We start from the raw sequence: 23,739 nt of genomic DNA, 5'->3' as shown, positions 1-23,739 counted from the left end.
ATACGAAATGAGACGTTTTTTTATGCTAATAGCTGGATAACCAGCTTATTCACAAGTGATCCGTCTGTTTTACCTTTTACTTTCGGCATAACAGCAGTCATCACCTTACCCATATCTGCTTTAGAAGTCGCACCAACTTCAGAAATAACTTGCTTGATTACATCAACTAGTTCTTCTTCAGTTAATTGCTCTGGCAAATATGCGCTTAAAATCTGAATTTCACTTTGCAGTTTATTAACAAGGTCTTCACGACCAGCTTTTTTAAATTCAAGGAGGGAGTCCTTATACTGTTTTACTTCACGAGCTAAAACTGTTATTTCCTCTTCTTCAGTAAGAGTATGTTGCAGTTTAATACCTTCATTTTGTAAAGCAGCCTTAACCATACGAATAACGGTTAATTTTTCTTTTTGTTTATTCTTCATCGCTTGTTTCATATCATCGTTTAAACGACCGAGAAGACTCATAACTTACACCCTCTCTTAGAATTTACGCTTTCTTGCCGCTTCAGATTTCTTCTTACGTTTTACACTTGGTTTTTCATAAAACTCGCGCTTTCTTGCTTCAGCAAGTGTACCAGTTTTAGAAACCGATCTTTTAAAACGGCGAAGTGCATCCTCCAAAGACTCGTTTTTACGAACGACTGTTTTTGACATTCTCTTTCCCTCCCTCCGAAACATCACACTTACATACTAACTTCAGCATGCAAAAAGAAACACTTCTTCAGCATGTCTTTTACGATTATAATACATTTTATCACTTCAGGTCAACTATTTGGCAGAATAAAAGAAGAATAGAAGCATTTCCTTTTCAAAAGTTATGCAAATAACTAGTATCCTTCACTGATGAAGACAACTATATTTTTATCATTTCATCTTTTTTCATACAGGGATGCATGAAACGCCTCCCCACCTTCTATTACTTAACCGCTTCAAATAAAGAAAGCATGCAAACCGTTTCCGGTTGCACGCTCTTTTTATGCGCTAGCTGATTCTTTTTTCACATCATCTTCAAGAACACGAACAAATTGCGCTTCGTTATATGGATAGCCAGCTTTCGTAATTTTCACTTTCACTAGCTTACCAATTAATTCTTCTGATCCTTCAAATACAATTTTCAAGTAGTTATCTGTATACCCTACATATAACCCTTCACGGTCGCCGTCTTTAAATTGCTCTTCTGGAATGATTTCAAGCACTTCACCTTCAAACGCTGATGCATATTCTTTCGCTAATTGATTAGATAGCTCAATTAAACGATGAACACGATCGTTCTTCACATCTTCAGGAACTTGATCTTCCATGCGTGCTGCAGGTGTTCCTGTACGTTTTGAATAAGGGAACACGTGTAACTCAGAGAAGCGGTTCTCTTTAATGAAATTGTATGTTTCCATGAATTCTTCTTCTGTTTCACCTGGGAAACCAACGATTACGTCAGATGTAATCGCAAGGCCTGGTAACGCTTCTTTCAAACGATCTAAACGCTCTTGGAAGAATTCCATCGTATATTTACGACGCATACGTTTTAATACAGTATTAGAACCAGATTGCAACGGAATATGCAAGTGACGTACAACTACTTCAGATTTATCTAACACTTCAATTACTTCATCTGAAATTTGACTCGCTTCAATAGAAGAAATACGAAGACGTTTTAATCCGCCTACTTCCGCTTCCATATCACGAAGTAATCCAGCTAAGTTATAATCTTTTATGTCTTCGCCGTATCCACCTGTATGAATACCCGTTAATACGATTTCTTTATAGCCTGCATCCACTAATTGTTGCGCTTGTTTAATAACTTCTTTTCCATCACGAGAACGCATTAAACCGCGCGCCCAAGGAATGATACAGAATGTACAGAAGTTATTGCAACCCTCTTGTATTTTTAAAGACGCACGTGTACGATCCGTGAAATAAGGTACATCAAGTTCTTCGTACACACGTGTTTTCATAATATTGCGGACAGCATTAATTGGTTGACGCTCTTTACGGAATTCTTCGATGTAACCTAACATCTTTTCACGATCCTGTGTACCAACTACAATATCCACACCCGGGATCGCCATAATTTCAGCTGGAGATGTTTGTGCATAACATCCCGTTACACAAATAACTGCATCTGGATTTTGACGCACAGCACGTCTGATTACTTGACGGCTTTTTTTGTCCCCAGTATTCGTTACTGTACATGTGTTAATAACATATACATCAGCTTTCTTTTCATATTCTGTTCTTTCATAACCACCTTGTTTAAACAATTGCCAAATGGCTTCTGTTTCATAGTGGTTTACTTTACAACCTAACGTATGGAACGCAACAGTTGACATTGATCATCACCCCATCAATTCAAAATGATACGAAGCAGCACTTAACGCGTATAACGGCGCCGTTTCTGTTCTTAAAATTCTTGGTCCTAAACTACATGGTACAAATTTATGTTCACGAAGCGCTGTAATCTCTTCCTCAGCTAAACCGCCTTCTGGGCCAAATACAATCAATAGCTTTTGACCTGGTTTCATTGTCGTTAAAGCTTTCGCAAAATTAGATTTCTCGCCTTGTTTTGCTTCCTCTTCGTAAGCAACAAGACAAGCATCATACTCACCACTCATTGAAAGCAATTGCTTAAATGATGCCGGAGCATGTACTTCTGGAATTTCACTTCTATGTGATTGTTCCGCAGCTTCTTTCACAATTTTTCTTAAACGCTCAACTTTTTTATCAGCTTTTTTCGCATCCCATTTTACGATAGAGCGAGATGCTTGAAATGGTAAGAATGCAGCTGCCCCAAGCTCAGTTCCTTTTTGAAAAATTAACTCTAGCTTGTCTCCTTTTGGCAGTCCACTTGCAATCGTCACGAAAACAGGAAGTTCACTTGACGCCTCTACCCATTCTACAATAGCCGTATTAATAAATTCACTGGTAATTTCATCAATTGAACATACTGCTGTTTTTCCATTTACACAGCAATAAATATGATCACCAGCTGACATACGCATCACTCTTGCGATATGATGTACGTCATCACCTACAATGCGAATACTTGTCTCATTTACATATTTCTCTTCTACAAAATAACGTTGCATATAATCACCTTAGTAGAGTTTCGTTCCTTTCGTAAGTCAACACTTACGAAAAGAACGAAACGTTATCATTTTTCATATAACAAACGGCAAGTCCCTCACCTTATAGTGAGAGACTCCCCTTTTCATTATAGACTAAAATCTATATTACGCATTTCGTGCAATAATTGCTACCCAATCTTCCATTCGTAACACTTCTTCAATTGTAAATCCAGCTTTTTCTAGCGCCTCAGAAATTACTTTTTCCTTCGCAGCAATAATGCCCGATGTAATAAATAATCCACCTGACTTCACAACTCTTGCTGCATCTTCAGGGAATAATAGAATAATTTCTGCTAATAAGTTAGCTACGATTAAATCAACTGGACCTTCAATACCTTCTAAAAGACTATTTTGTCCAACAGACACGATATCATCTGTTTTATTTAAACGTACATTCATTTCTGCACTTTCAACCGCAACCGGATCTAAATCATACGCTTGAACAGAAGACGCACCTAATTTTGCTGCTGCAATACTAAGTACACCAGAACCTGTTCCTACATCAATAATATTGTCACCTAGCTGTACTGTTTTTTCTAAAGCACGGATACACATCGTTGTTGTTGGATGAGTTCCTGTACCAAACGCCATACCCGGGTCTAATTCAATGATTTTTTCATCAGGAGAAGATGGTGTATATTCTTCCCAAGTCGGTACGATTGTGAATGTATCAGAAATTTGTACTGGATGGTAATATTTTTTCCAAGCAGTAGCCCAATCTTCTTCATTGACTTCGTTAACGGTAATATTTCCAGTACCAATTTCGATGTCGTAAGATGGAAGCACATCAATAGATGATTTTACACCTGCAATCGTTTCATGTAAAGAATCCGTTTGCGGGAAATACGCTTTTATTAATACACCTTCCGCCGGATATTCATCTGGGTTCAATGCATAAATTTCACCATATTGTTGCTCGCGCTCTTTCGTTAACTCCGCTGGATCCTCAATCGCAACTCCACTAGCACCTGCTTCATGTAAAATATGAGAGACAGCTTCTACTGCTTCTTCTGTTGTATGAATACTAATTTCTGACCATTTCACAATTTACCAACTCCATTTTTTATTTCCATTATTCCCCTTTGAAAGCACGTTTAAGCTTTCCGAATAAACTATCATCCTGCTCTTCTTGTCCTGCAAATTCACGTAATAAATCTTTTTGCTGTGAAGTCAATTTCGTCGGTACAACAACACGAACGACTACATATTGATCTCCTTGGCCGTATCCACGTACATTCGGAGCACCTTTTCCTTTTAAGCGGAATTCTGTTCCAGTTTGTGTTCCTGCTGGAATTTTCAGCTTCACTTTACCATGAACAGTAGGAACTTCCACTTCATCACCAAGCGCCATTTGCGCAAATGTTAATGGCATTTCGCAAATAATGTGATCTCCTTCACGCTCGAAGAATTCATGATTTCTTACATGAACGACAACATATAAGTCTCCTGCTGGTCCGCCATTTACGCCGGCTTCACCTTTTCCAGACACTCGAATTTGTTGACCATTATCGATACCCGCTGGAATTTTAACATTGATTTTTTTACGTTTACGAACTTTACCTGAACCGTGACATGTCGTACATTTTTCTTTAATAATTTGTCCAGTTCCTGAACAATGACCACAAGCTTGACGGTTTACGATACGACCAAACGGTGTGTTTTGTTCAACACTCACTTGACCAGAACCTGAACAATGTTTACATGTTTCTTTTGAAGTTCCTGGTTTTGCTCCACTACCTTTACAAGTATCACATGGATCTTCTACTGGAATTTCCACATTTAATTCCTTACCAAAAATAGCTTCTTCAAAATCTAAAGTGACTTGATATTGTAAGTCAGCACCTTGGCGCGGAGCATTTGGATCACGACGTCTGCCGCCGCCACCGCCAAAGAAAGAACTAAATATATCTTCAAAACCGAAGCCACCGCCGAAGTCTCCTCCGCCGCCAAATCCACCGAATCCTTGATTTGCACCAGCATGACCAAATTGATCGTACTGCGCACGCTTTTGATCATCACTTAACACTTCATATGCTTCTTGTACTTCTTTAAACTTTTCAATTGCATTTTCTTCTTTGCTTACGTCTGGATGGTATTTTTTAGCCAAACGACGATACGCTTTTTTTATTTCATCTGTTGAAGCGCCCTTGCTAAGTCCAAGGACCTCATAATAGTCTCGTTTACTCATAAATTTACAACCCCCGAATCTTTCACATAAACGTAATTTTAACACCGAAAGAAAGTGCTTTGCAACAAAGTTTCCTCACTTACAGTATGCAAAGCGAAAAACTTAAGATCCTCACACATCGCTTCTCATTCGTGAAAAAAGCCAAAGTCAAGGCACGCTTGACTTTGACTTTTTGTCATCTTACTTATTATGTTTACAGTTGAATTACTTGTCTTCTTTTACTTCTTCAAACTCAGCGTCAACTACATTGTCTTTCTTCGCGCCAGCGTCTTGTGCACCTTGCGCACCTTCTGCTTGACCAGCAGCTGCTTGAGCTTGCTCGTATAATTTAACAGTTAATTGTTGTACGATTTCTTGTAAAGCATCTTTTTTCGCACGAATTTCTTCAAGCTCGTTTTTCTCAATTGCAGCTTGTAATGCTTCTTTCGCTTCTGTTGCTTTTGCAACTTCAGCTGCATCTACTTTACCTTCTAAATCTTTTACAACTTTGTCTGTTTGGAATACAAGTTGGTCAGCTTCATTACGAAGTTCAACTTCTTCCTTACGTTTTTGGTCAGCGTCAGCATTTGCTTCCGCTTCTTGTACCATACGTTCTACTTCTTCATCAGAAAGACCTGAAGAAGATTGGATTGTAATAGCTTGCTCTTTGCTTGTTCCTAAGTCTTTCGCACGTACGTTAACGATACCGTTCGCATCAATATCGAATGTTACTTCGATTTGTGGAATACCACGTGGTGCTGGTGGAAGGTCAGTTAATTGGAAACGACCTAACGTTTTGTTGTCAGCTGACATTGGACGCTCACCTTGTAATACATGAATGTCTACTGCTGGTTGATTATCAGCAGCTGTCGAGAATACTTGTGACTTACTTGTTGGAATTGTAGTGTTACGCTCAATTAATTTCGTGAACACGCCACCCATAGTTTCAATACCTAAAGAAAGTGGAGTTACGTCTAATAATAGAACGCCTTCTACATCTCCAGTAAGTACGCCACCTTGAACTGCAGCACCTAATGCTACAACTTCATCAGGGTTTACACCTTTATATGGCTCTTTACCAGTTTCACGTTTAATAGCTTCTTGTACAGCTGGGATACGAGTAGATCCACCAACAAGAATAACTTTATCTAATTCGCTTGGAGCAAAACCAGCGTCTTTTAATGCACGACGAGTTGGCTCTAATGTTCTTTCAACAAGACCTGCTGAAAGCTCTTCGAATTTCGCTCTTGTTAACGTTAATTCTAAGTGTAATGGACCAGCAGCTCCAGCACTAATGAATGGTAATGAAATTTGAGTTTGTGTTACACCAGAAAGATCTTTTTTCGCTTTTTCAGCTGCATCTTTCAAGCGTTGAAGCGCCATTTTATCTTGGCTTAAATCAATGTTATTTTCTTTTTTGAACTCAGCTACTAAGTGATCGATGATAACTTGGTCAAAGTCATCGCCACCAAGACGGTTGTCACCAGCAGTTGAAATAACTTCGAATGTGCCGTCTGCTAACTCAAGGATAGATACGTCAAATGTACCGCCACCTAAGTCATATACTAAGATTTTTTGTTCTTCGTCTTGTTTTTCTAAACCGTAAGCAAGTGCTGCTGCTGTTGGCTCGTTAATGATACGCTCAACTTCTAAACCAGCGATACGACCAGCATCTTTCGTTGCTTGACGCTCTGCATCGTTGAAGTATGCAGGTACTGTAATAACAGCTTTCGTTACTGTTTCACCTAAGTATGCTTCAGCAGAAGCTTTTAAGTTTTGTAAAATGATTGCAGAAATTTCTTGAGGTGTATAATCTTTACCTTCAACTTCTACTTTGTAGTCTGTACCCATATGACGTTTAACAGACATGATTGTATTTGGGTTTGTAATTGCTTGGCGCTTTGCAACTTCCCCAACTTGACGTTCTTCATTTTTGAAAGCTACAACAGAAGGTGTTGTACGGTTCCCTTCTGGATTTGGGATAACCTTTGGTTCTCCACCTTCCATAACAGCTACACAAGAGTTTGTTGTACCTAAGTCAATACCGATAATTTTACTCATGGCGAATCCTCCTAGTTTTATGTAAATTATTGATTTACTTTTACCATTGATGGGCGAATCACACGGTCTTTTAATTTATAACCTTTTTGGAATTCTTCCACAACCGCGTTTGATTCAAATTCACTATCTTCCACTTGCATAATAGCTTGGTGTTCATTAGGATCAAACTGTTTACCAACAGCTTCAATCACTTCCACACCTTCTTTAGTCAGCGCTTCTAACAATTGACGATGCACCATTTCCATACCTTGTAACAAGGATTTCGTTTGCTCATCAGTCGCTTCCACTTGCATTGCTCTTTCAAAATTATCAAGAGCTGGCAAGATGTCTGAAACTAGACTTTGTGCTCTATATTTTTCAGCAGCCTGTTTATCCATTTGGACACGGCGCTTATAATTTTCAAAATCAGCTTGTAGACGTAATGTGCGACCTTCCGTTTCCGTTAGTTTCGCTTGTAACTCATCTACTTTTTCTTGTAAAAGAGCAGCCTCACTTTTTTCTTCTACAGTTTCTTCACTGTTTTCTGGCGTGACAGCTTCTTCAACTTGCGCTTCTTTTACTTCTTCTACCACTTGTTCGTTACGCTCTTCCACAATATTCACCTCCTTAAAAGGTATTAGGTATCATGCATAGCATGATTACCTAAGCATTATATATTACACACAGCAATGAAAATTTCATCACTTGAGCGAATGTATTACTCTCATTTACTTTTTAAGCCCATCAGTAAATTGTCTCGTAAATAACTGTAACAAACTAATTACACGAGAGTATTGCATTCTCGTAGGACCTAAAATAGCAATTGTTCCAAGTTGCTCTTCGCCGATCGAATATGTTGCAGAAATTAAACTACAATCCTCCATAGCCGTCGAAGAGTTTTCCCTACCAATTTTCACTTGAATCCCGACTTGTTTATGACGCAAAATGTCATAAAATTCGGCTTCATTATCAATCATGGTAAGTAAAGATCTAACCTTTTGAATGTCATGGAACTCTGGCTGCGAAAGCATATTTGCTTTTCCTCCAAAGTATATCTTTTCCGATAACGGAACTTGAAATGTACCATCCAACATTTTTATTGCACTATCGTAATTATGAACATACCCACGTAAAACTGTAACAATTTCCTTAAAGATTTTATTATGAAGTTCTTCCATCGGTACGCCAGATAGCTTTTCATTTAAAATATTAACCATTTTTTCTAAATCTGATAAATCAACAGATTCCGGAACGGTAATCGTTTTACTTTGTACATGCCCTGTATCGGTTACAATAATAGCGACTGCAGTTTGACGATCAAGCGGCACAATTTGTACATTTTTAAGTTTATTTGTACTTAACTTCGGTCCAAGAACAATTGCCGTATAATTCGTAAGTTCTGATAAAATTTGAGCAGATTGCTGTGCAATTTTTTCCGCTTCAAAAATTCTTTCAGCAAATAAATCTTTAATTTGTACAATTTCAGCGTTCGGTAAGTTTTGCGGCGCTAAAAGATGGTCTACATAAAATCGGTAGCCTTTCTCAGAAGGAACACGTCCAGAAGAACTGTGCGTTTTTTCAATAAAGCCTAATTCTTCTAAGTCCGCCATTTCATTTCGAATAGTAGCTGAACTAAATGTGATTTCATCTTTTTTAGCCAACGTTCTAGACCCAACGGGCTGCGCTGATCCAATAAAGTCATCAATAATTGTTTGTAAAATTAAGAGCTGACGTTCCGTAAGCATCTCATCATCACCTCTGTTAGCACTCTTTGTCTTTGAGTGCTAAATCTATTAATAACTTACCAAAATTGACATTCAATTGTCAACGGAAACGTCACGAAATAATGAAACTTTTTCACGCCTATGGAACATTTAATTAGTCAATCAAAAATGATTGGAATACTTCATTCCCTAATAATTTTCCTTTTCGCGTTAAACGCACATGTCCATCTTCCTCTTCAAGCAATCCCTGCTCTTGGTTGCTTTGTAACTGCTTCGCGAAAACTTGATCCATCTCTACATTAAATTTATTGCGGAACGCCGTTTTAGAAACACCTTTTGTTTTTCGAAGCCCTAAGAACAGCTCTTCTTCCATTCTTTCTTTCTCCGTCACTTTGTGAACATCTAAATACGGAAATCCTGTTTCATCAATTTTATTAAAATATTGCTTCAGGGGACCAACATTTTGAATACGTTCTCCGTTCACATAACTATGAGCTCCAGCTCCAAATCCATAATACTCTTCATTATTCCAGTATGTGAGATTATGTCTACTTTTATTGTCACCTTTTGAGAAATTACTAATTTCATACTGGTTATAACCGTGTTTCTCCATTTCATCCATTACTATTTCATACATTTTCGCTTCATGGTCTTCACCCGGAAGACGTAATTTCCCTTTGTTCATTAAGTTATAAAACACTGTTTTTGGCTCCACAATTAATGAATATGCCGAGAAATGTTGTACACCAAGCGTAAAAGCAATATCTAATGTTTCTTTTACATCTTCTATCGTCTGTCCTGGCAAAGCATAAATAATATCTACATTAATATTTTTAAAGCCTACTTCCTGTGCCTCTCGAATCGCGAGGAATGCATCTTCCCTCGTATGCTTGCGCCCGATCTTCTCAAGAAGTTCATCACGGAACGTTTGCACACCAAAACTAATTCGATTTACTCCACCTTCTAGCAGTACATTTAGCTTCTCTTTCGGTAGATCTCCTGGATTCGCTTCAAATGTTAATTCACAATTCGGGGCGAACGGACGCAAATGACGATTAATAATCTCGAGTAATTTTTTTGTCTGTTCCATATTTAACGCTGTCGGAGTTCCCCCACCCACAAAAATCGTTTTCATACTATCAAATGGAACTTTTTGAACCGTATTTATTATTTCCTTCTCTAAATAATCTAAATATTGATCAACCGGTTGGCGTTCAATAAACACTTTATTAAAATCACAATAGTGACAAATGTGCTGACAAAACGGAATATGAATGTATGCAGCTTGTACCAAATATAACTCCTACCTTTCTAAAAAGAAAACCTCCGCACTCCGGAGGGTTCTCTACTTCTCTAACGTATTACGAATTTGTTCCATTCGCATTTTTCCCCAATCATACATCATTTCAACGATCGGTAAAAGTGACATGCCTAGTTCCGTCATATAATACTCAACGCGAGGAGGAATTTCGGGATATACTGTCCGATCAACAATCCCATCTTCCATTAACTCTTTTAATTGGTTCGACAAAACTTTATGAGAAATGCTTGGGAATAACCGTTGTAATTCACTGAAACGATGCGGCCCTTCCACACCAAGATGCCACAGTATCACAACTTTCCACTTTCCACTAATAATAGAAAGCGTCAATTCCTTTTCACAATTAAAATTACCATTTTGTATTTTATCTTGAATATCTTTTCGAATATTTTCGGACATTAACAATCTCCTAACTCTATATGAACTAAAAAGCTCTCTCATTATTGTAAATGAGAGCTGCTCAGATGTCTAAAAAGTAATTATACAGAAAAAAGAAGCCGCACAAACGACTTCTTTTTTATTTCAAATATTAGTTGTCATCCATTTTCAGTACAGCCATGAATGCCTCTTGCGGTACTTCTACAGAGCCAACAGACTTCATACGTTTTTTACCTTCTTTTTGCTTATCAAGAAGTTTACGCTTACGAGAAATGTCACCGCCGTAACATTTTGCAAGTACGTTTTTACGCATCGCTTTAATTGTAGAACGTGCTACAACTTTATTTCCGATAGTCGCCTGAATTGGCACTTCGAACTGTTGTCTCGGAATTAATTCTTTTAATTTCTCTACGATTACTTTACCACGGTCATACGCTGAATCACGGTGTACGATAAATGATAAAGCATCCACTTGTTCATTATTTAAAAGAATATCCATTTTCACAAGTTTAGATGGCTTATAGCCAATTAACTCGTAGTCAAATGATGCATACCCTTTCGTATTTGATTTCAATTGATCGAAGAAGTCATATACGATTTCTGATAACGGGATTTCATATGTTAATGTAACACGCGTTTCATCTAAATATTGCATATCAATAAACGTTCCACGTTTACCTTGGCAAATCTCCATTACAGCTCCAACATAGTCATTCGGAACCATAATTGAAGCCTTCACAAACGGCTCTTCTACACGATCGATAGACTGTGGATCTGGCATATTAGATGGGTTATCAACAATAACATCTTCACCGTTAGTTAAATAAACTTTATAAATAACGCTTGGCGCTGTTGTAATTAAGTCAATCTTAAATTCACGTTCAATACGTTCTTGAATGATTTCCATGTGAAGAAGCCCTAAGAAACCACAACGGAAACCAAATCCTAGCGCTTGAGATGTTTCTGGTTCAAACTCAAGAGCAGAATCGTTTAACTCTAATTTTTCTAATGCATCACGTAAATCGTTATAACGAGCAGAGTCAATTGGATACAGACCACAGAATACCATCGGGTTTAACTTACGGTAACCTGCTAACGGCTCTGCAGCTGGACGTTTCGCATGTGTAATCGTATCACCAACGCGTGTGTCACCAACATTTTTAATCGATGCTGCTAAGAAACCTACATCACCTACTGTTAACTCGTCACGTTGCGTAGTTTTCGGTGTAAATACACCTACTTCTGTTACTTCAAATTCTTTACCCGTTGCCATCATACGTACTTTATCGCCAACTTTTACTGTTCCATTTACAACACGGATATAAGCAATTACACCGCGGTACGGATCATATAAAGAGTCGAAAATCATACATTGTAATGGCTCTTCTGAATCACCCGACGGAGCTGGTACTTTTTCAACAATTTGTTCTAAAATTTCTTCAATACCAATTCCAGCTTTCGCAGAAGCAAGTACCGCTTCTGATGCATCTAAACCAATTACATCTTCTACCTCTTGACGTACACGTTCTGGATCCGCACTCGGTAAGTCGATTTTATTAATAACTGGTAAAATTTCTAAATTATTATCAAGCGCTAAGTATACGTTTGCTAACGTTTGCGCTTCAATACCTTGCGCTGCATCTACTACAAGAATCGCGCCTTCACAAGCCGCTAAACTACGAGATACTTCGTACGTAAAGTCGACGTGTCCTGGTGTATCAATTAAATGAAGAATATACTCTTCACCATCTTTTGCTTTATAGTTTAATTGTACTGCGTTTAATTTGATTGTAATACCACGCTCACGCTCTAAATCCATAGAGTCAAGCAACTGAGCTTTCATTTCACGTTGTGTTAACGCGTTTGTTTTCTCTAAAATACGGTCTGCTAACGTTGATTTTCCGTGGTCAATATGAGCAATAATAGAGAAATTACGGATTTTGGACTGTCTTTTTGCTCTTTCTTCTTTATTCATCTATGTTCTCAACTCCTAATAGTCTCGCCAATATACACTAGCACTGATTATATCAATAGAGCAACAAAGATTCAATGAAAACTCGTGCTGCTTACGATACAAATCATTCTATCTATATCTTATGCGAATAAACCATAAGAGACAAACCCTTTTCAAATTTTAAAACGGCTGTCTTACAAACCAGTAAAACAACCGCCTCCCATGTTACTCTTAGCTAAAAATTCCTTTTATTTTCCCAACAACGATATCCGTTCCGAACTTCGTCATTTCATAAGCTACACTTGCTACTGCCATCCCAATTCCTTCTACAACATTAAAACTTCTTAAACGTTCTAACTGTTGTTGTTTTTCTGAGGCCGAAAACGAGCTACCCAAAATTTCTGATTCAGCACCTGTACTTTCTGTCCCTGTCATATGAGCTATTTGTTCATATGACAATTGCTGATAACCTTTCATACTTTTCAAACCATGATTAGCAAGTGCCACTCCTGCTATCATCATAAGTAAACCTAAAGCCACACTACATATACATAAAAGCGTAAAGCGACTCAAACCATAATCATCTGTTCCCCTCAATGTGTATATGCTCCCGTATTATCTTGATCAATTTGATGATGCAGCGCCGCATTTAAACCACTCGCTATTACATTCGCCATATCCTCAATAAAAGTATCTACTTCTTTTGGGGTTACCATTAAATTATGACCAAGAGGAGATAGCACTTCATAAATCAGCCTTCTTTTTTCTTCTTCTTCCAACGTACCAACAGCACCTAAAAACATATTTCTGCTCTTTTCATCCGGCATATCTTCTTCTGTTAATTTTTTCTTTTCTCCAAATGAAAATCCCGCTGGTAACAAAGATCGTGAAGGTTTATTTCCTTCTTTCATCTCTCGGCCGAAATGTTTCAAAATAAAATCAATCGTATCACTTGTAATCGAAACAGCATCGACCACAGTCGGAACACCAATTGCGATAACAGGGATACCCAATGTGTCTTTACTTAGTTCTTTACGTTTATTCCCAACCCCCGATCCAGGATGGATTCCAGTATCAGAAATTTGTATCGTGCTATTTACTCGTTCAATAGAACGGGCAGCTAATGCATCAATTGCAATTACAAAGTCCGGGTTCGTCTTCTCAATAATCCCATAAATAACATCGCTCGTTTCGATCCCTGTAATTCCCATTACCCCCGGCCGAATTGCACTAACAGGCCTAAACCCTTCTTCTACACTTTCAGGCTGTAATTGAAACAAATGTCTCGTTACTAATACATTTTCTACAACTATCGGTCCAAGAGCATCTGGTGTTACATTCCAATTCCCAAGACCTACAATTAAACAGCTTGCTTCTTTTGTAACTCCAACCTCTTCTAAGAAACAAGAAAATTCTTTTGCAAAAATACGCTCCACTTTTTGTTGAAGTTCTGTATCTTGCTGACGTATCCCTTGTACTTCAAGCGTTAAATAATTTCCAGGCTTTTTACCCATCGCTTCAGAGGCAGCTTCATCAATTGTTACTTTTGTAATTATAGTCCCCTCTTCTTCTCTCTCTTTTACAATAACTCCCTGTATCCCTTTTTGTTCTTCTTGGCTTTCTTGCAACATTTGATGAGCTTCTACAGCAAGGTCAGTTCTAATGCTATATTTACTTAAATCTAATGGTTCTTTCATCGTATCTCCTCCGTAATTCATAGTAAATATCGTTAGATTTCCCAAAGTTATATAAGGTCATTCTTTCCTTTACGTGAAATTTCATGGATATACTATTGCAATTCTCTTCACCGTTTGATAGAATATCACTTGTTCTATGTAAGAATCGAGTCATTCGATTGCACCAGGGAGGTGAAAAGTATGGCAAACATCAAATCTGCTATCAAACGCGCTAAACTTAGCGAAGAGCGTCGTGCACATAACGCTTCTATCAAGTCTGACATGCGTTCTGCTGTTAAAACTGTAGAAGCTTTAGTTACTAATAACGATCTTGAAAATGCTAAAGAAGCTTTCAAAACTGCTTCTAAAAAACTTGACAAAGCAGCTCGTAAAGGTCTTATCCACCAAAACGCTGCAGCTCGTCAAAAATCTCGCTTAGCGAAACAAGTAAACGCGTAAGGCGTTTAAAAAACGATCCATTTGGATCGTTTTTTTATATACAAAAAAGTTCATGTACTTAGTACATGAACTTTTTTGTGTCATCACATATGATTTAATCGCATTAAGAAAAACTCGAGCACAAGTTTCTTATCCATCTTTCCCGTCTTCATACTATAATCAGCTTCCGCTAATTCTATAATCACTTTTTTTAATTCTTCAAAAGAGAAAAACTTCGTTTGATTCATTGCCAACTTCACGCGATACGGATGTACACCAATATGAGACGCAATTTGATTTTGTCCATAACCACGTTGCTGTAGCTCTTTCACTTGATACAACAAGCGGAATTGACTCACTAATAACGCAAGCAATTTAATCGGCTCTTCCTGCTGCGTAAATAATCCATCCAAAATTTGCATTGCACCTGCAATATCTTTTTTCACCACTTTTTCTGTCAAAGCGAATACATTTTGCTCAACGGATTTTGGCACAAGCTCTGCAACAAGTTTCGTCGTAATCTCTCCACCCATACCAACGTATAACGTTAACTTGTCCATTTCCTTCGCCAACATTGTTACATTACTTCCCACAAGCTCTAGCAACAAACTAACAGCCGCGTTATCAATATGCACATGCACTTCATCTGCACGAGCAACAATCCATTTCTGAACATCCTGTATTTGCATCGCATTTGCTTCTACTACATCTGCTGTTTTCTTTAATAGTTTTGTAATTTTTTTTCGCTCATCAAGTTTTTCGTAAGGCGCAACAAAAACAAGAATAGAAAATGGAGAAGGTTCACCAATGTATTCTTCTAAAATTTTTATATTTTGCTCTAACTTTTCTTTTTGCGAAGTCAAAAATAACGGTGATTTTATTAACAGTACTTTCCGTTCTCCGAAGAAAGGAAGCGTACGCGCATCCTCAACCACATCTTCTAAATACGCTTCTTCTAAATCGTATGTCACAACATTAAACTCTCGATCTTCTTCTTCAAGTGCTTCTGTCGTAATAAGCTTTATCGTTTCATTTATAAAAAAAGCTTCCGTTCCATATAGTAAATATAACGGAGCAAACTGTTTCTTTTTAATTTTTTTATGTATATCACTCATACTTTTTCCTACTCCCTAACTTGGCAATATATATTTATACTAATGCCCTAGCTTTTGTTTTACAAGTACAAAGGAACAGGCTTTATAACCCGTCCCTTTATTTATATTAAACGCCACGCAATAAGCCCCGGGTTTCTTATTGGTGTGCGGTAATCACCTTCCCTTTATTATTCGCAATAAAAATTTGAGTATAAGTGCCAACTGTTAACATGCTTGGAAACGAAAAACTCACATTACTTCATGATTTAAAAGTAGCAAAAAAGCTCGTTTTCTCTTCATATGGAAATTGTAGATTTTTTTCTGACAATATTTTATACTAAAGTGGAATGTTGGGGAGGGATTCTAAATGAATGATTTTGAACAAAACGTTCAAAGTAAACGCAATGACGCTATTGATTCAGGGGTAGGATTTATCGTCTCATTTGGTTTTTTCGCAACACTTTTCATCATTGCAACTGTTATTAAATTTATCGGTTCTTAAAGACTGCCACTTCATGGCAGTCTTCTCTTTTTCATCTATTATGTGTTTTATCATATGTGATTTTACTTTTAAAGGTTCCATTTTCCCCTTTAAAAACATAGGAAATAGCACCTTGCTTGTCCGTGCGCCATATCGCACTCCCCATCTTCTCAAAACGCTCTATCACTTCTTTATGCGGGTGTCCATACCTATTCTGCTTACCAACAGATATAATCGCTACACGAGGCTGCATGACGTTCAAAAAAGGCTCTATAGATGACGTATTACTCCCATGATGAGCAACTTTTAAAACATCCACTTGTAAATCTGGATATGCCTCTACTAAAATCTTTTCCCCTTCTTCTTCCAAATCGCCTGTAAATAGCCACTTCAACCCTCCAAATTTTGCCCATATTACAATTGAAGCGTTATTTTCGCTTTTTTCTTTTCCTTTTGGAGCTAAAACGAAAAATTCCGCTTCATTTACACTCCAACTCGCCCCTTCCCCCACTTCAGTTATTTTCATTTCCTTTTCTAATGCCTGTTTCTTGACTACTTTTTCTAATACTGCATCTTTTCCCTTTCGGCCAAATACCACTTCTTTTACAGGTATATATGATAATAATTCTTGTGCAGCACCTATATGATCTGCATCTCCATGCGTTACGATTAATTTATCAATTGTTTTAATACCTTCTTTTTGTAAAAAGGGTATTAAAACATCATTCCCAACAGAAAATTCATGCTTTTTTTGTTGCCATTCTTCCTTATTCACACGAAGCGTTCCACCTGTATCAATAAGATAAATCCCTTTATCATACGGAAGGCGAATTAATATTGCATCACCTTGTCCAACATCAATAAATGTTACACTTCCGCTTCCTCTAAAATATGGATATATATAATGACATGTGCTAATAAAAAGAAATACACTTGCAACTATACAAACTATTTTTTTCGGCGCTCTTCTTTCCCAAACCATCAATATGCTGACAATACTCGCGCAATATACAGCTACAAGATTGAGGGGCGTTTCCCCGAAGATAAGCTGGGTAAATGGTAAACTTTCACAATAACTTAGAAAATCATTAGACATACTCAAGCCTATTGATAATACATCGGCAAATCCTTTTGCGAGAAACGGGACAATTGGCATACACAGTAAAATAATAATGCTACATGGTAATACAATGATAGATAAAAACGGAACGTATAAGAGATTGAGGAGAATGCTATATGGAGAAAAATAACCAAAGTGATATAACAAAATCGGAGTACTAACGAGCTGTGAAATGATAGAAATATAAATAGAATTCCGGATTACTCCGTTGCTACTCCCTAACAATAACGGAGCAGACAAAAGTAAAGCGAAGCTACCTACAAAAGAAAACTGAAATCCAATATTAAAAACAAGATAAGGGTCATATATAAGCATGCATATAGCTGTTACACTTAAAGCATCTAAACTAGACAAACGAATCGAGCACATAAAAGCAATCAACATCAAAACTCCTGTTATAGAAGCTCTTATAACAGAGGGTGACGCCCCTGCTAAAACCATATACAAAGGAATACAAACGATAAGGCAAATTGTTGCTACCTCCCTTGTCACACCGCTTCTTAGCAAAATAAAATATACTATTACCATTAACAATACAATGTGCGAACCTGAAATTGCTAACAAATGTACAAGACCAAATTGTTGATATTGCTCTTCCACTTCAAACGTCATTTGTTGTCTATCACCAAATAGTAATGCATTCATAAAAGCACCTGATTGCTCTGGAAACATTTCTGTAACTTTCGAGATTGCTTGTTGCCTCAAAAGAAGAATCCATTGCGTAAGCGACAGTGATGTTTTATAGCATTCAGAAATATATGTAGCCTCAAATGTGAAATGAATATGTTGTTTGTATAAATAATCACGGTAATTAAAACCATGAAAATTCCGAGCTGTTTCCGGTTCTTTCCTCTCACCCTCGAATACACATGATATCCCTGCGTATAATTGTTGCATTTTTTTCTTTTCCAAAGCTGATTTTATTCTATAACTTAACTGCACTATATTTTTATTCTGATCTTCAAATTGAAAAGATAGGCGATCCCCATTAACAAGTGGTGTATTTTGTATAACCCCTCTTGTAACTCCATAGGACTCCCCTAGAGGCTTATTCCACGTTTGAACATAGGAAGTGTATATAACGCTACTAAAGCACGCTACAATACAAAAAATGAAGGTTTTACGCGAAGTGCGATATAAACAGAAGAAAACATTTAAAAAGAGGCAAAAAACTATCAATAAAAGTGACGAGGAAAAGGCAATTGCAATCCCTATTATAAACGAGATTGCAACATACCCCCATTGTTCTTGCAACTTATACTCACTCCTTATAGCATCATTTTTGCTTTCGTGAACACATGCTGTAATTCTTCCATTGATAAATTATCTTTTTCTAAAGACGCAAATAATTCTTTCAACTCTGTATAACGTTTTTGATCCTCTAATGCAGCAATATCATATTCTAGCGGAACGTGTTTCACTGTTACATTCGCTTGTTCAAATAACTCTATGGCGTATGGATGATTTTTATAATCCTGCGCATAATAAACCGCTGTAATACCACTTTGAATAATTGCCTTACAACATTGTAAACAAGGGAAATGCGTAACGTAAATTTCTGCTTCCTCTGTTTTCGCACCAAACTTGGCACATTGTAATAAAGCATTCATTTCGGCATGAATTGTCCGAACACAATGATTATCGATTACGTAACAACCATCATCTATACAATGTACGCCACCTTTAATTGAACCATTATATCCACCAGCAATAATTCGTTTATCGCGAACGATTGTCGCTCCTACCGCAAGCCTTGTACATGTACTACGCAAAGATAGTAGATGGCTTTGCGTCATAAAATATTGATCCCATGAAATTCGTTCCATATTTTTCACCTACTTTTTTGTCTACTTGTAGTGTAGCGAAAGAAGAAAAACTTCGTCAATCTTTTACGGAATAATAATTTGATCTTTTATCTTTTCAAGAGACTTCGCACCAATCCCATCAATCTCTAATAAATCTTCTATTTTCTGAAACGGACCATGTTCTTCTCGATATTTCAAAATACTTTCTGCCTTTCGAGAGCCAATCCCTGTAATTTTTTCTAGTTGTTCTTTCGCCGCTGTATTTATTCGAATCTTGCCATCTTCCTTAGAAGAAGTAAGCACCCCTTGTTCTGATTCATTTTTACTCGGTATATAAAGGAGCATTTGATCTTGTACAATTTGTGCTAAATTCACTTTTTTCATATCTACTTCTGATAAAAAACCACCAGCCTTTTGAACCGCATCCTTTACGCGATCTCCTTCCTTCATTTCATATACCCCTTCTTTACTAACCGCTCCTTTCACATCAATTATAATTGTTCTTTTCTGTTCCTTTGTATCCGATATTTTCGGTTTACCCTTTTTTTCGATTTCCTTCTCTTGTACATTCATTGTAATAGGCGTTCGTTCTACACTCCGATTCGTTTTCCAAAAAACAAGAAAAAGTAAAGTTCCAATAATAGCTACTAAACCTAACCACTTTTTCGGAAAATCCCACATCATTTTACACCTCTAATCATAAATTTATAACATCATTCATATTGTTTAGGAGAAAGCTGTTACGAAGGAGGGATGAAACTTTGAACATAGGAATTATAGGGACAGGAAACATGGGGAATATACTAATCGATGCATTTTTAGAAACCCGTGCTGTCAAACCTTCGTGCCTTACAATCATTAATCGGACGCCTGCAAAAGCATATCATATAAAAGAAAAATACCCTTCTGTTCAGATAGCAAAAACAATCCCGGAAGTAATCGAACAATCACAACTTATTTTTATTTGTGTCAAGCCGATAGATATATACCCTATCCTAAAAAAATACGCTGAACATTTTTCTGATGAAACGTGCTTAGTTTCTATTACAAGTCCAATATCTCCATCACAATTAGAGACTCTCGTACCTTGCCACGTCGCGCGTATCATTCCAAGTATCACAAATCGCGCGCTCTCTGGCGCCTCACTATTTACATTTGGAGATAATTGCTCTGAAGAATGGCAACAAAAACTACTTCGTTTATTCAAAAACATTTCTACACCTCTTGTAATAGAAGAAGATATAACGCGCGTTTCATCTGATATAGCAAGTTGCGGTCCTGCTTTCTTTAGTTATTTACTACAATGCTTCATTAACGCTGCTGTAGATAAAACAAATATTACACACGAAGAGGCTACTACTTTAGTAAGTGAAATGGTCGTGGGGATGGGGAAATTACTTGAAAAAGAAATCTTCACATTACCTACCTTACAAGAAAAGGTTTGCGTGAAAGGCGGCGTTACTGGGGAAGGCATTCGGGTTTTAGAAGAGCACGTTGGAGATATGTTCCATAAGTTAATCGAGCGAACACATGAAAAATTTGATGAAGATTTAGAATGCGTTGATCAGCAATTCAATAAACACACATAATAAATACGTCATTTTCATTCCAAATCCTTTTTATAAATACTTACTTTTTTACAATACATTTTCACTTCAACTACTATTCCCGCACTTTACTCATACGATCTTTAGATTATGCTAGAACTAAAAATACATCTTCTTTATAAAACAAAAGCAACCTTCTCGGTTGCTTTTGTTTTATCCGTTTTTCTTCGCCATGAAGAAAATACGCTCTGTTTGTTCTGTAACTTCAAGTCGCTCAAAATCACCTGTTACACGAAGCACTGTAAAACCTGCTTCTTCAAGCCATTTCGTTAACTCTTCCACTTGATATGCACGTTGCACGTGACATTCGTCAAACCGATGGTACACATCTTCTTCCGGATCTTGAACAAAGAATGTTAAATCATGCTCTACACTATTTGATTCTTCACCAGGGAAGCAATTCCAAATAAGAGATATTTCTTCTCCATTCACTGTATACGTTTCATTTTGAAATACATGATGTATTTTATATAAAGAATGTACATCAAATAAAAACAAACCATCTTGACGTAAATGGTGAAATACTCTTCTAAATGTTTCTTGTACTCCATCTTCTTGCAATACATAATTTAATGAATCACAAAAGATGGTTACACAATCAAACTCACCTGGAACATCAAGCTCTCGCATGTCTTGTTGATAAAAAGGAATAAAGTATCCCTCTCCTCCTAATTTTTGCTGAGCGACTGTTAACATTTCTTCTGAAAGATCGACACCTATTAAATCGTAACCCTTTTGCACAAGCGGCAGGGTTACATTACCCGTACCGCATGCTACATCAAGAATTTTTGCCTCTTTCATATCTGCCTGCTGTAAACTTTCCTCTGTAAATTCCACCCATTTATCATAAGGGACATCATTCATTAGTTCGTCGTACAACAATGCAAATTGTTCGTATTTCATTGGCCTAACTCTTCTGTAATATCTTCACGTGGCACATCGCCCCATAGACGCTCTAAATTATAGTGATTACGCTCATCTTTATGGAATACATGAGCAACTACATCTCCAAGATCAACTAATACCCAACGTGCTTCGTCAAACCCTTCCATACGTTGTACGTCGATTTGGAACTCATGTGCTTTTGATTTAATTTCACGTGCAATTGCTTGCACTTGTTTGTCTGAATTCCCGTGACAAATAATGAAATAATCTGCAATTGGTGAAATACCTTGCATATTTAGGACAACCATATCTTCTGCTCTCTTATCATCAGCTGCTTTTGCCGCTAATACTAATAAATCTTTATCGTTCATTTACTCATTTCCTCCTTGATAACTGCATTGTATGTTTGGAATGTTAATGGATAAATCGTCTGATCTTTTTCCATTAAAAATTGAATTGTTCTCTTTAACGCAAATAATAAAGCTTGATTTATATCCGTATATGCGAGTTTACGAGCCTCTTCCACTCCTGGAAACTTTCGCCCAGGTTCAATGTAATCAGCTACATAAATCACTTTATCTAACATCGTCATATTCTCATGACCACTTGTATGATATGTAATAGCTTGCAAAATTTCAGAATCCGTAATGCCTACTTCTTTTTCTACTAAGTATGCCCCAACAGGTGCATGCCATAACTCTTTGTTATAGCAAAGTAAATCTTTCGGCAAATCTTCACGTTTAATAATCTCTTCCATCTCTGAAATCGCTCTACATTTCGCATAATCATGGAATATAGCTGCCATCTCTGCTTTTTTTTCGTCCACACCATATAACTTAGCAAGCTCAATCGCTGTCTCCATTACACCAATTGTGTGTATATAACGTTTTTCATGCATTTGTTGTTTGACAATATGCAGTGCATTCTCACGATTCATACAACCCATTCCTCTCGATATATACCTGTACTTTTTCGGGAAGTAAATATTTACACGTTTTCTTCTCCTTATATCTCTCACGTAATAAGGATGAAGAAACTGCAAATTCCGGAATTTCCACTGTAATAATCTTATATGGTGTATGCAATGTATACCCAGGTCTTGCAACTCCAACAAACGTTACAAGATTAAGTAAAGCTTCAATGTTATACCACTTCGGTAAATACTCAACCATATCCCCACCAATAATAAAGTGAAACTGCACATCCGGATACTTCTTCGTCAATTGTAACATAGTGTCATACGTATAAGATGGGCCCTTCCTACTTAGCTCTTCTAAACAAATAGAAAAGTGCTCTTCTGCCTCAGTCGCGAGCTCTAACATATGTAAACGACTTTCTACACTTGTAATATTCCGCCCTTGTTTATGTGGCGGAATCTGGTTTGGCAAGAACCATACTTCTTCCAAGTTCAAAGCGTGATATACTTCATTTGCAATTAGCAAATGTCCATAGTGAGGCGGATCAAATGTACCGCCAATGATGCCAATTTTTCTCAAAAGAAACGCCCCTTCCTTTTACATACAGCAACTCTCCTCGGTTAGGAATGAAGAGAGTTGCTATTAATAAAAGTTCAATTGGTTTCGCTCTCTACATCATTACGCATAAACGATAAAAATAGCGCATGCTAGTCTTTTTATCGAGGAAGCTTAATTTGTTTATTTTCTCTTGATTCTTTGTATAAAACGATTGTGCTTCCAATTACTTGAACGATTTCAGCACGTGCACCTTTTGCAAGTTCTTCCGCAACCTCACGGCGATCAAATTCACAGTTTTGTAATACACTTACTTTAAATAACTCACGAGCTTCTAAAGTATCTGCGATTTGTTTAATCATATTTTCATTTACTCCGCCTTTTCCTACTTGAAAAATTGGTGTTAAATGATGTGCTTGTGCACGTAAAAATCTTTTTTGTTTTCCTGTTAACATA

26 protein-coding genes are annotated in these 23,739 nt (G+C 37.2%); 3 read left to right on the top strand and 23 right to left on the bottom strand.

Annotated features, from left to right (window positions below; all coding sequences use genetic code 11):
* Positions 1-20 precede the first annotated feature (20 nt).
* The 14 genes from DN404_RS12875 to gpr all read right to left on the bottom strand — a co-directional run bounded on the left by DN404_RS12875 (position 21) and on the right by gpr (position 14,402).
* On the bottom strand, positions 21-464 hold the full coding sequence (locus DN404_RS12875; RefSeq protein ID WP_000054562.1) for a GatB/YqeY domain-containing protein: 444 nt from the start codon (positions 462-464) through the stop codon (positions 21-23).
* Between the two features lie 15 nt (positions 465-479).
* Positions 480-653: a 30S ribosomal protein S21 gene (gene rpsU, locus DN404_RS12870; protein ID WP_000048061.1), complete on the bottom strand. Its 174-nt coding sequence runs from the start codon at positions 651-653 to the stop codon at positions 480-482.
* Positions 654-973: 320 nt separating this feature from the next.
* On the bottom strand, positions 974-2,326 hold the full coding sequence (gene mtaB / locus DN404_RS12865) for a tRNA (N(6)-L-threonylcarbamoyladenosine(37)-C(2))-methylthiotransferase MtaB (RefSeq protein WP_000108679.1): 1,353 nt from the start codon (positions 2,324-2,326) through the stop codon (positions 974-976).
* 6 nt (positions 2,327-2,332) lie between these two features.
* On the bottom strand, positions 2,333-3,082 hold the full coding sequence (locus tag DN404_RS12860; protein WP_001190154.1) for a 16S rRNA (uracil(1498)-N(3))-methyltransferase: 750 nt from the start codon (positions 3,080-3,082) through the stop codon (positions 2,333-2,335).
* Positions 3,083-3,226: 144 nt separating this feature from the next.
* Positions 3,227-4,165, bottom strand: coding sequence for a 50S ribosomal protein L11 methyltransferase (prmA, locus tag DN404_RS12855; protein WP_149215119.1), 939 nt, complete (start codon positions 4,163-4,165; stop codon positions 3,227-3,229).
* Between the two features lie 28 nt (positions 4,166-4,193).
* Positions 4,194-5,309, bottom strand: a complete 1,116-nt coding sequence (dnaJ, locus tag DN404_RS12850) for a chaperone protein DnaJ (protein ID WP_000043947.1) — start codon at positions 5,307-5,309, stop codon at positions 4,194-4,196.
* Between the two features lie 204 nt (positions 5,310-5,513).
* Entirely contained in the window at positions 5,514-7,349 is a 1,836-nt protein-coding gene (gene dnaK, locus DN404_RS12845; RefSeq protein ID WP_000034700.1) for a chaperone protein DnaK, read from the bottom strand.
* A gap of 26 nt (positions 7,350-7,375) precedes the next feature.
* Entirely contained in the window at positions 7,376-7,942 is a 567-nt protein-coding gene (gene grpE / locus DN404_RS12840; RefSeq protein WP_000392711.1) for a nucleotide exchange factor GrpE, read from the bottom strand.
* 114 nt (positions 7,943-8,056) lie between these two features.
* Positions 8,057-9,073 (bottom strand): heat-inducible transcriptional repressor HrcA, encoded by a 1,017-nt coding sequence (gene hrcA / locus DN404_RS12835; protein ID WP_000954941.1) that lies wholly within the window; start codon positions 9,071-9,073, stop codon positions 8,057-8,059.
* Between the two features lie 133 nt (positions 9,074-9,206).
* Complete coding sequence (gene hemW, locus DN404_RS12830; protein WP_000249433.1) at positions 9,207-10,346, bottom strand: radical SAM family heme chaperone HemW; 1,140 nt, start codon at positions 10,344-10,346, stop codon at positions 9,207-9,209.
* 51 nt (positions 10,347-10,397) lie between these two features.
* A complete protein-coding gene (locus DN404_RS12825) occupies positions 10,398-10,772 on the bottom strand; it encodes a winged helix-turn-helix transcriptional regulator (RefSeq protein ID WP_001293539.1) in 375 nt (124 codons plus the stop codon).
* A gap of 130 nt (positions 10,773-10,902) precedes the next feature.
* A complete protein-coding gene (gene lepA / locus DN404_RS12820; protein ID WP_001030951.1) occupies positions 10,903-12,726 on the bottom strand; it encodes an elongation factor 4 in 1,824 nt (607 codons plus the stop codon).
* Between the two features lie 210 nt (positions 12,727-12,936).
* Positions 12,937-13,302, bottom strand: coding sequence for a YqxA family protein (locus tag DN404_RS12815; RefSeq protein ID WP_149215118.1), 366 nt, complete (start codon positions 13,300-13,302; stop codon positions 12,937-12,939).
* The gene (gpr, locus tag DN404_RS12810; protein WP_000662616.1) at positions 13,299-14,402 is read right to left on the bottom strand and encodes a GPR endopeptidase; all 1,104 of its coding nucleotides are present in this window, start codon (positions 14,400-14,402) and stop codon (positions 13,299-13,301) included. Before gpr ends, DN404_RS12815 begins: the two co-directional genes overlap by 4 nt.
* A gap of 180 nt (positions 14,403-14,582) precedes the next feature.
* Here gpr and rpsT point away from each other — a divergent pair, with 180 nt between their 5' ends.
* Positions 14,583-14,840: a 30S ribosomal protein S20 gene (rpsT, locus tag DN404_RS12805; RefSeq protein ID WP_001274011.1), complete on the top strand. Its 258-nt coding sequence runs from the start codon at positions 14,583-14,585 to the stop codon at positions 14,838-14,840.
* Positions 14,841-14,923: 83 nt separating this feature from the next.
* Here the strand turns inward: rpsT and holA are convergent, their stop codons facing one another.
* A complete protein-coding gene (holA, locus tag DN404_RS12800; RefSeq protein WP_001279916.1) occupies positions 14,924-15,934 on the bottom strand; it encodes a DNA polymerase III subunit delta in 1,011 nt (336 codons plus the stop codon).
* A 346-nt stretch (positions 15,935-16,280) separates the two neighbouring features.
* On the opposite strand from holA, the gene DN404_RS12795 reads away from it, so the two are divergent.
* On the top strand, positions 16,281-16,415 hold the full coding sequence (locus DN404_RS12795; RefSeq protein WP_000997609.1) for a YqzM family protein: 135 nt from the start codon (positions 16,281-16,283) through the stop codon (positions 16,413-16,415).
* Positions 16,416-16,446: 31 nt separating this feature from the next.
* Here the strand turns inward: DN404_RS12795 and DN404_RS12790 are convergent, their stop codons facing one another.
* The 3 genes from DN404_RS12790 to DN404_RS12780 all read right to left on the bottom strand — a co-directional run bounded on the left by DN404_RS12790 (position 16,447) and on the right by DN404_RS12780 (position 20,003).
* A complete protein-coding gene (locus tag DN404_RS12790) occupies positions 16,447-18,768 on the bottom strand; it encodes a DNA internalization-related competence protein ComEC/Rec2 (protein ID WP_001157832.1) in 2,322 nt (773 codons plus the stop codon).
* A gap of 14 nt (positions 18,769-18,782) precedes the next feature.
* Positions 18,783-19,340, bottom strand: coding sequence for a ComE operon protein 2 (locus DN404_RS12785; protein WP_000439769.1), 558 nt, complete (start codon positions 19,338-19,340; stop codon positions 18,783-18,785).
* A gap of 63 nt (positions 19,341-19,403) precedes the next feature.
* The gene (locus DN404_RS12780; RefSeq protein WP_149215117.1) at positions 19,404-20,003 is read right to left on the bottom strand and encodes a helix-hairpin-helix domain-containing protein; all 600 of its coding nucleotides are present in this window, start codon (positions 20,001-20,003) and stop codon (positions 19,404-19,406) included.
* Between the two features lie 77 nt (positions 20,004-20,080).
* Between DN404_RS12780 and comER the strand changes: the two genes are divergently transcribed.
* Positions 20,081-20,908, top strand: coding sequence for a late competence protein ComER (comER, locus tag DN404_RS12775; protein ID WP_149215116.1), 828 nt, complete (start codon positions 20,081-20,083; stop codon positions 20,906-20,908).
* A gap of 171 nt (positions 20,909-21,079) precedes the next feature.
* On the opposite strand, the gene DN404_RS12770 is transcribed toward comER, so the two are convergent.
* From DN404_RS12770 to yhbY, 5 genes are all read right to left on the bottom strand, one after another.
* Positions 21,080-21,829 (bottom strand): class I SAM-dependent methyltransferase, encoded by a 750-nt coding sequence (locus DN404_RS12770; protein WP_000873069.1) that lies wholly within the window; start codon positions 21,827-21,829, stop codon positions 21,080-21,082.
* Positions 21,826-22,182 carry a ribosome silencing factor gene (gene rsfS, locus DN404_RS12765; protein WP_000998173.1) on the bottom strand — a complete coding sequence of 119 codons (357 nt, stop codon included), beginning with the start codon at positions 22,180-22,182 and terminating at the stop codon, positions 21,826-21,828. Before rsfS ends, DN404_RS12770 begins: the two co-directional genes overlap by 4 nt.
* The gene (gene yqeK / locus DN404_RS12760) at positions 22,179-22,748 is read right to left on the bottom strand and encodes a bis(5'-nucleosyl)-tetraphosphatase (symmetrical) YqeK (RefSeq protein WP_001078477.1); all 570 of its coding nucleotides are present in this window, start codon (positions 22,746-22,748) and stop codon (positions 22,179-22,181) included. Before yqeK ends, rsfS begins: the two co-directional genes overlap by 4 nt.
* Positions 22,738-23,307, bottom strand: coding sequence for a nicotinate-nucleotide adenylyltransferase (gene nadD / locus DN404_RS12755; RefSeq protein WP_149215115.1), 570 nt, complete (start codon positions 23,305-23,307; stop codon positions 22,738-22,740). Before nadD ends, yqeK begins: the two co-directional genes overlap by 11 nt.
* A gap of 137 nt (positions 23,308-23,444) precedes the next feature.
* Positions 23,445-23,738, bottom strand: a complete 294-nt coding sequence (gene yhbY / locus DN404_RS12750) for a ribosome assembly RNA-binding protein YhbY (RefSeq protein WP_000955224.1) — start codon at positions 23,736-23,738, stop codon at positions 23,445-23,447.
* Position 23,739: the final 1 nt, after the last annotated feature.

It is taken from the genome of Bacillus sp. TE8-1, from assembly GCF_008368855.1.
Taxonomy (GTDB): domain Bacteria; phylum Bacillota; class Bacilli; order Bacillales; family Bacillaceae_G; genus Bacillus_A; species Bacillus_A cereus.
This window is presented reverse-complemented; position numbering and strand designations above follow the sequence as displayed.

Coding starts and splice junctions, on each gene's coding strand:
- DN404_RS12875 (WP_000054562.1), bottom strand. CDS start 464: ATGAGTCTTCTCGGTCGTTTAAACGATGATATGAAACAAGCGATGAAG.
- rpsU (WP_000048061.1), bottom strand. CDS start 653: ATGTCAAAAACAGTCGTTCGTAAAAACGAGTCTTTGGAGGATGCACTT.
- mtaB (WP_000108679.1), bottom strand. CDS start 2,326: ATGTCAACTGTTGCGTTCCATACGTTAGGTTGTAAAGTAAACCACTAT.
- DN404_RS12860 (WP_001190154.1), bottom strand. CDS start 3,082: ATGCAACGTTATTTTGTAGAAGAGAAATATGTAAATGAGACAAGTATT.
- dnaJ (WP_000043947.1), bottom strand. CDS start 5,309: ATGAGTAAACGAGACTATTATGAGGTCCTTGGACTTAGCAAGGGCGCT.
- dnaK (WP_000034700.1), bottom strand. CDS start 7,349: ATGAGTAAAATTATCGGTATTGACTTAGGTACAACAAACTCTTGTGTA.
- hrcA (WP_000954941.1), bottom strand. CDS start 9,073: ATGCTTACGGAACGTCAGCTCTTAATTTTACAAACAATTATTGATGAC.
- DN404_RS12825 (WP_001293539.1), bottom strand. CDS start 10,772: ATGTCCGAAAATATTCGAAAAGATATTCAAGATAAAATACAAAATGGT.
- lepA (WP_001030951.1), bottom strand. CDS start 12,726: ATGAATAAAGAAGAAAGAGCAAAAAGACAGTCCAAAATCCGTAATTTC.
- gpr (WP_000662616.1), bottom strand. CDS start 14,402: ATGAAAGAACCATTAGATTTAAGTAAATATAGCATTAGAACTGACCTT.
- rpsT (WP_001274011.1), top strand. CDS start 14,583: ATGGCAAACATCAAATCTGCTATCAAACGCGCTAAACTTAGCGAAGAG.
- holA (WP_001279916.1), bottom strand. CDS start 15,934: ATGAGTGATATACATAAAAAAATTAAAAAGAAACAGTTTGCTCCGTTA.
- DN404_RS12795 (WP_000997609.1), top strand. CDS start 16,281: ATGAATGATTTTGAACAAAACGTTCAAAGTAAACGCAATGACGCTATT.
- DN404_RS12785 (WP_000439769.1), bottom strand. CDS start 19,340: ATGGAACGAATTTCATGGGATCAATATTTTATGACGCAAAGCCATCTA.
- DN404_RS12780 (WP_149215117.1), bottom strand. CDS start 20,003: ATGATGTGGGATTTTCCGAAAAAGTGGTTAGGTTTAGTAGCTATTATT.
- DN404_RS12770 (WP_000873069.1), bottom strand. CDS start 21,829: ATGAAATACGAACAATTTGCATTGTTGTACGACGAACTAATGAATGAT.
- rsfS (WP_000998173.1), bottom strand. CDS start 22,182: ATGAACGATAAAGATTTATTAGTATTAGCGGCAAAAGCAGCTGATGAT.
- yqeK (WP_001078477.1), bottom strand. CDS start 22,748: ATGAATCGTGAGAATGCACTGCATATTGTCAAACAACAAATGCATGAA.
- yhbY (WP_000955224.1), bottom strand. CDS start 23,738: ATGTTAACAGGAAAACAAAAAAGATTTTTACGTGCACAAGCACATCAT.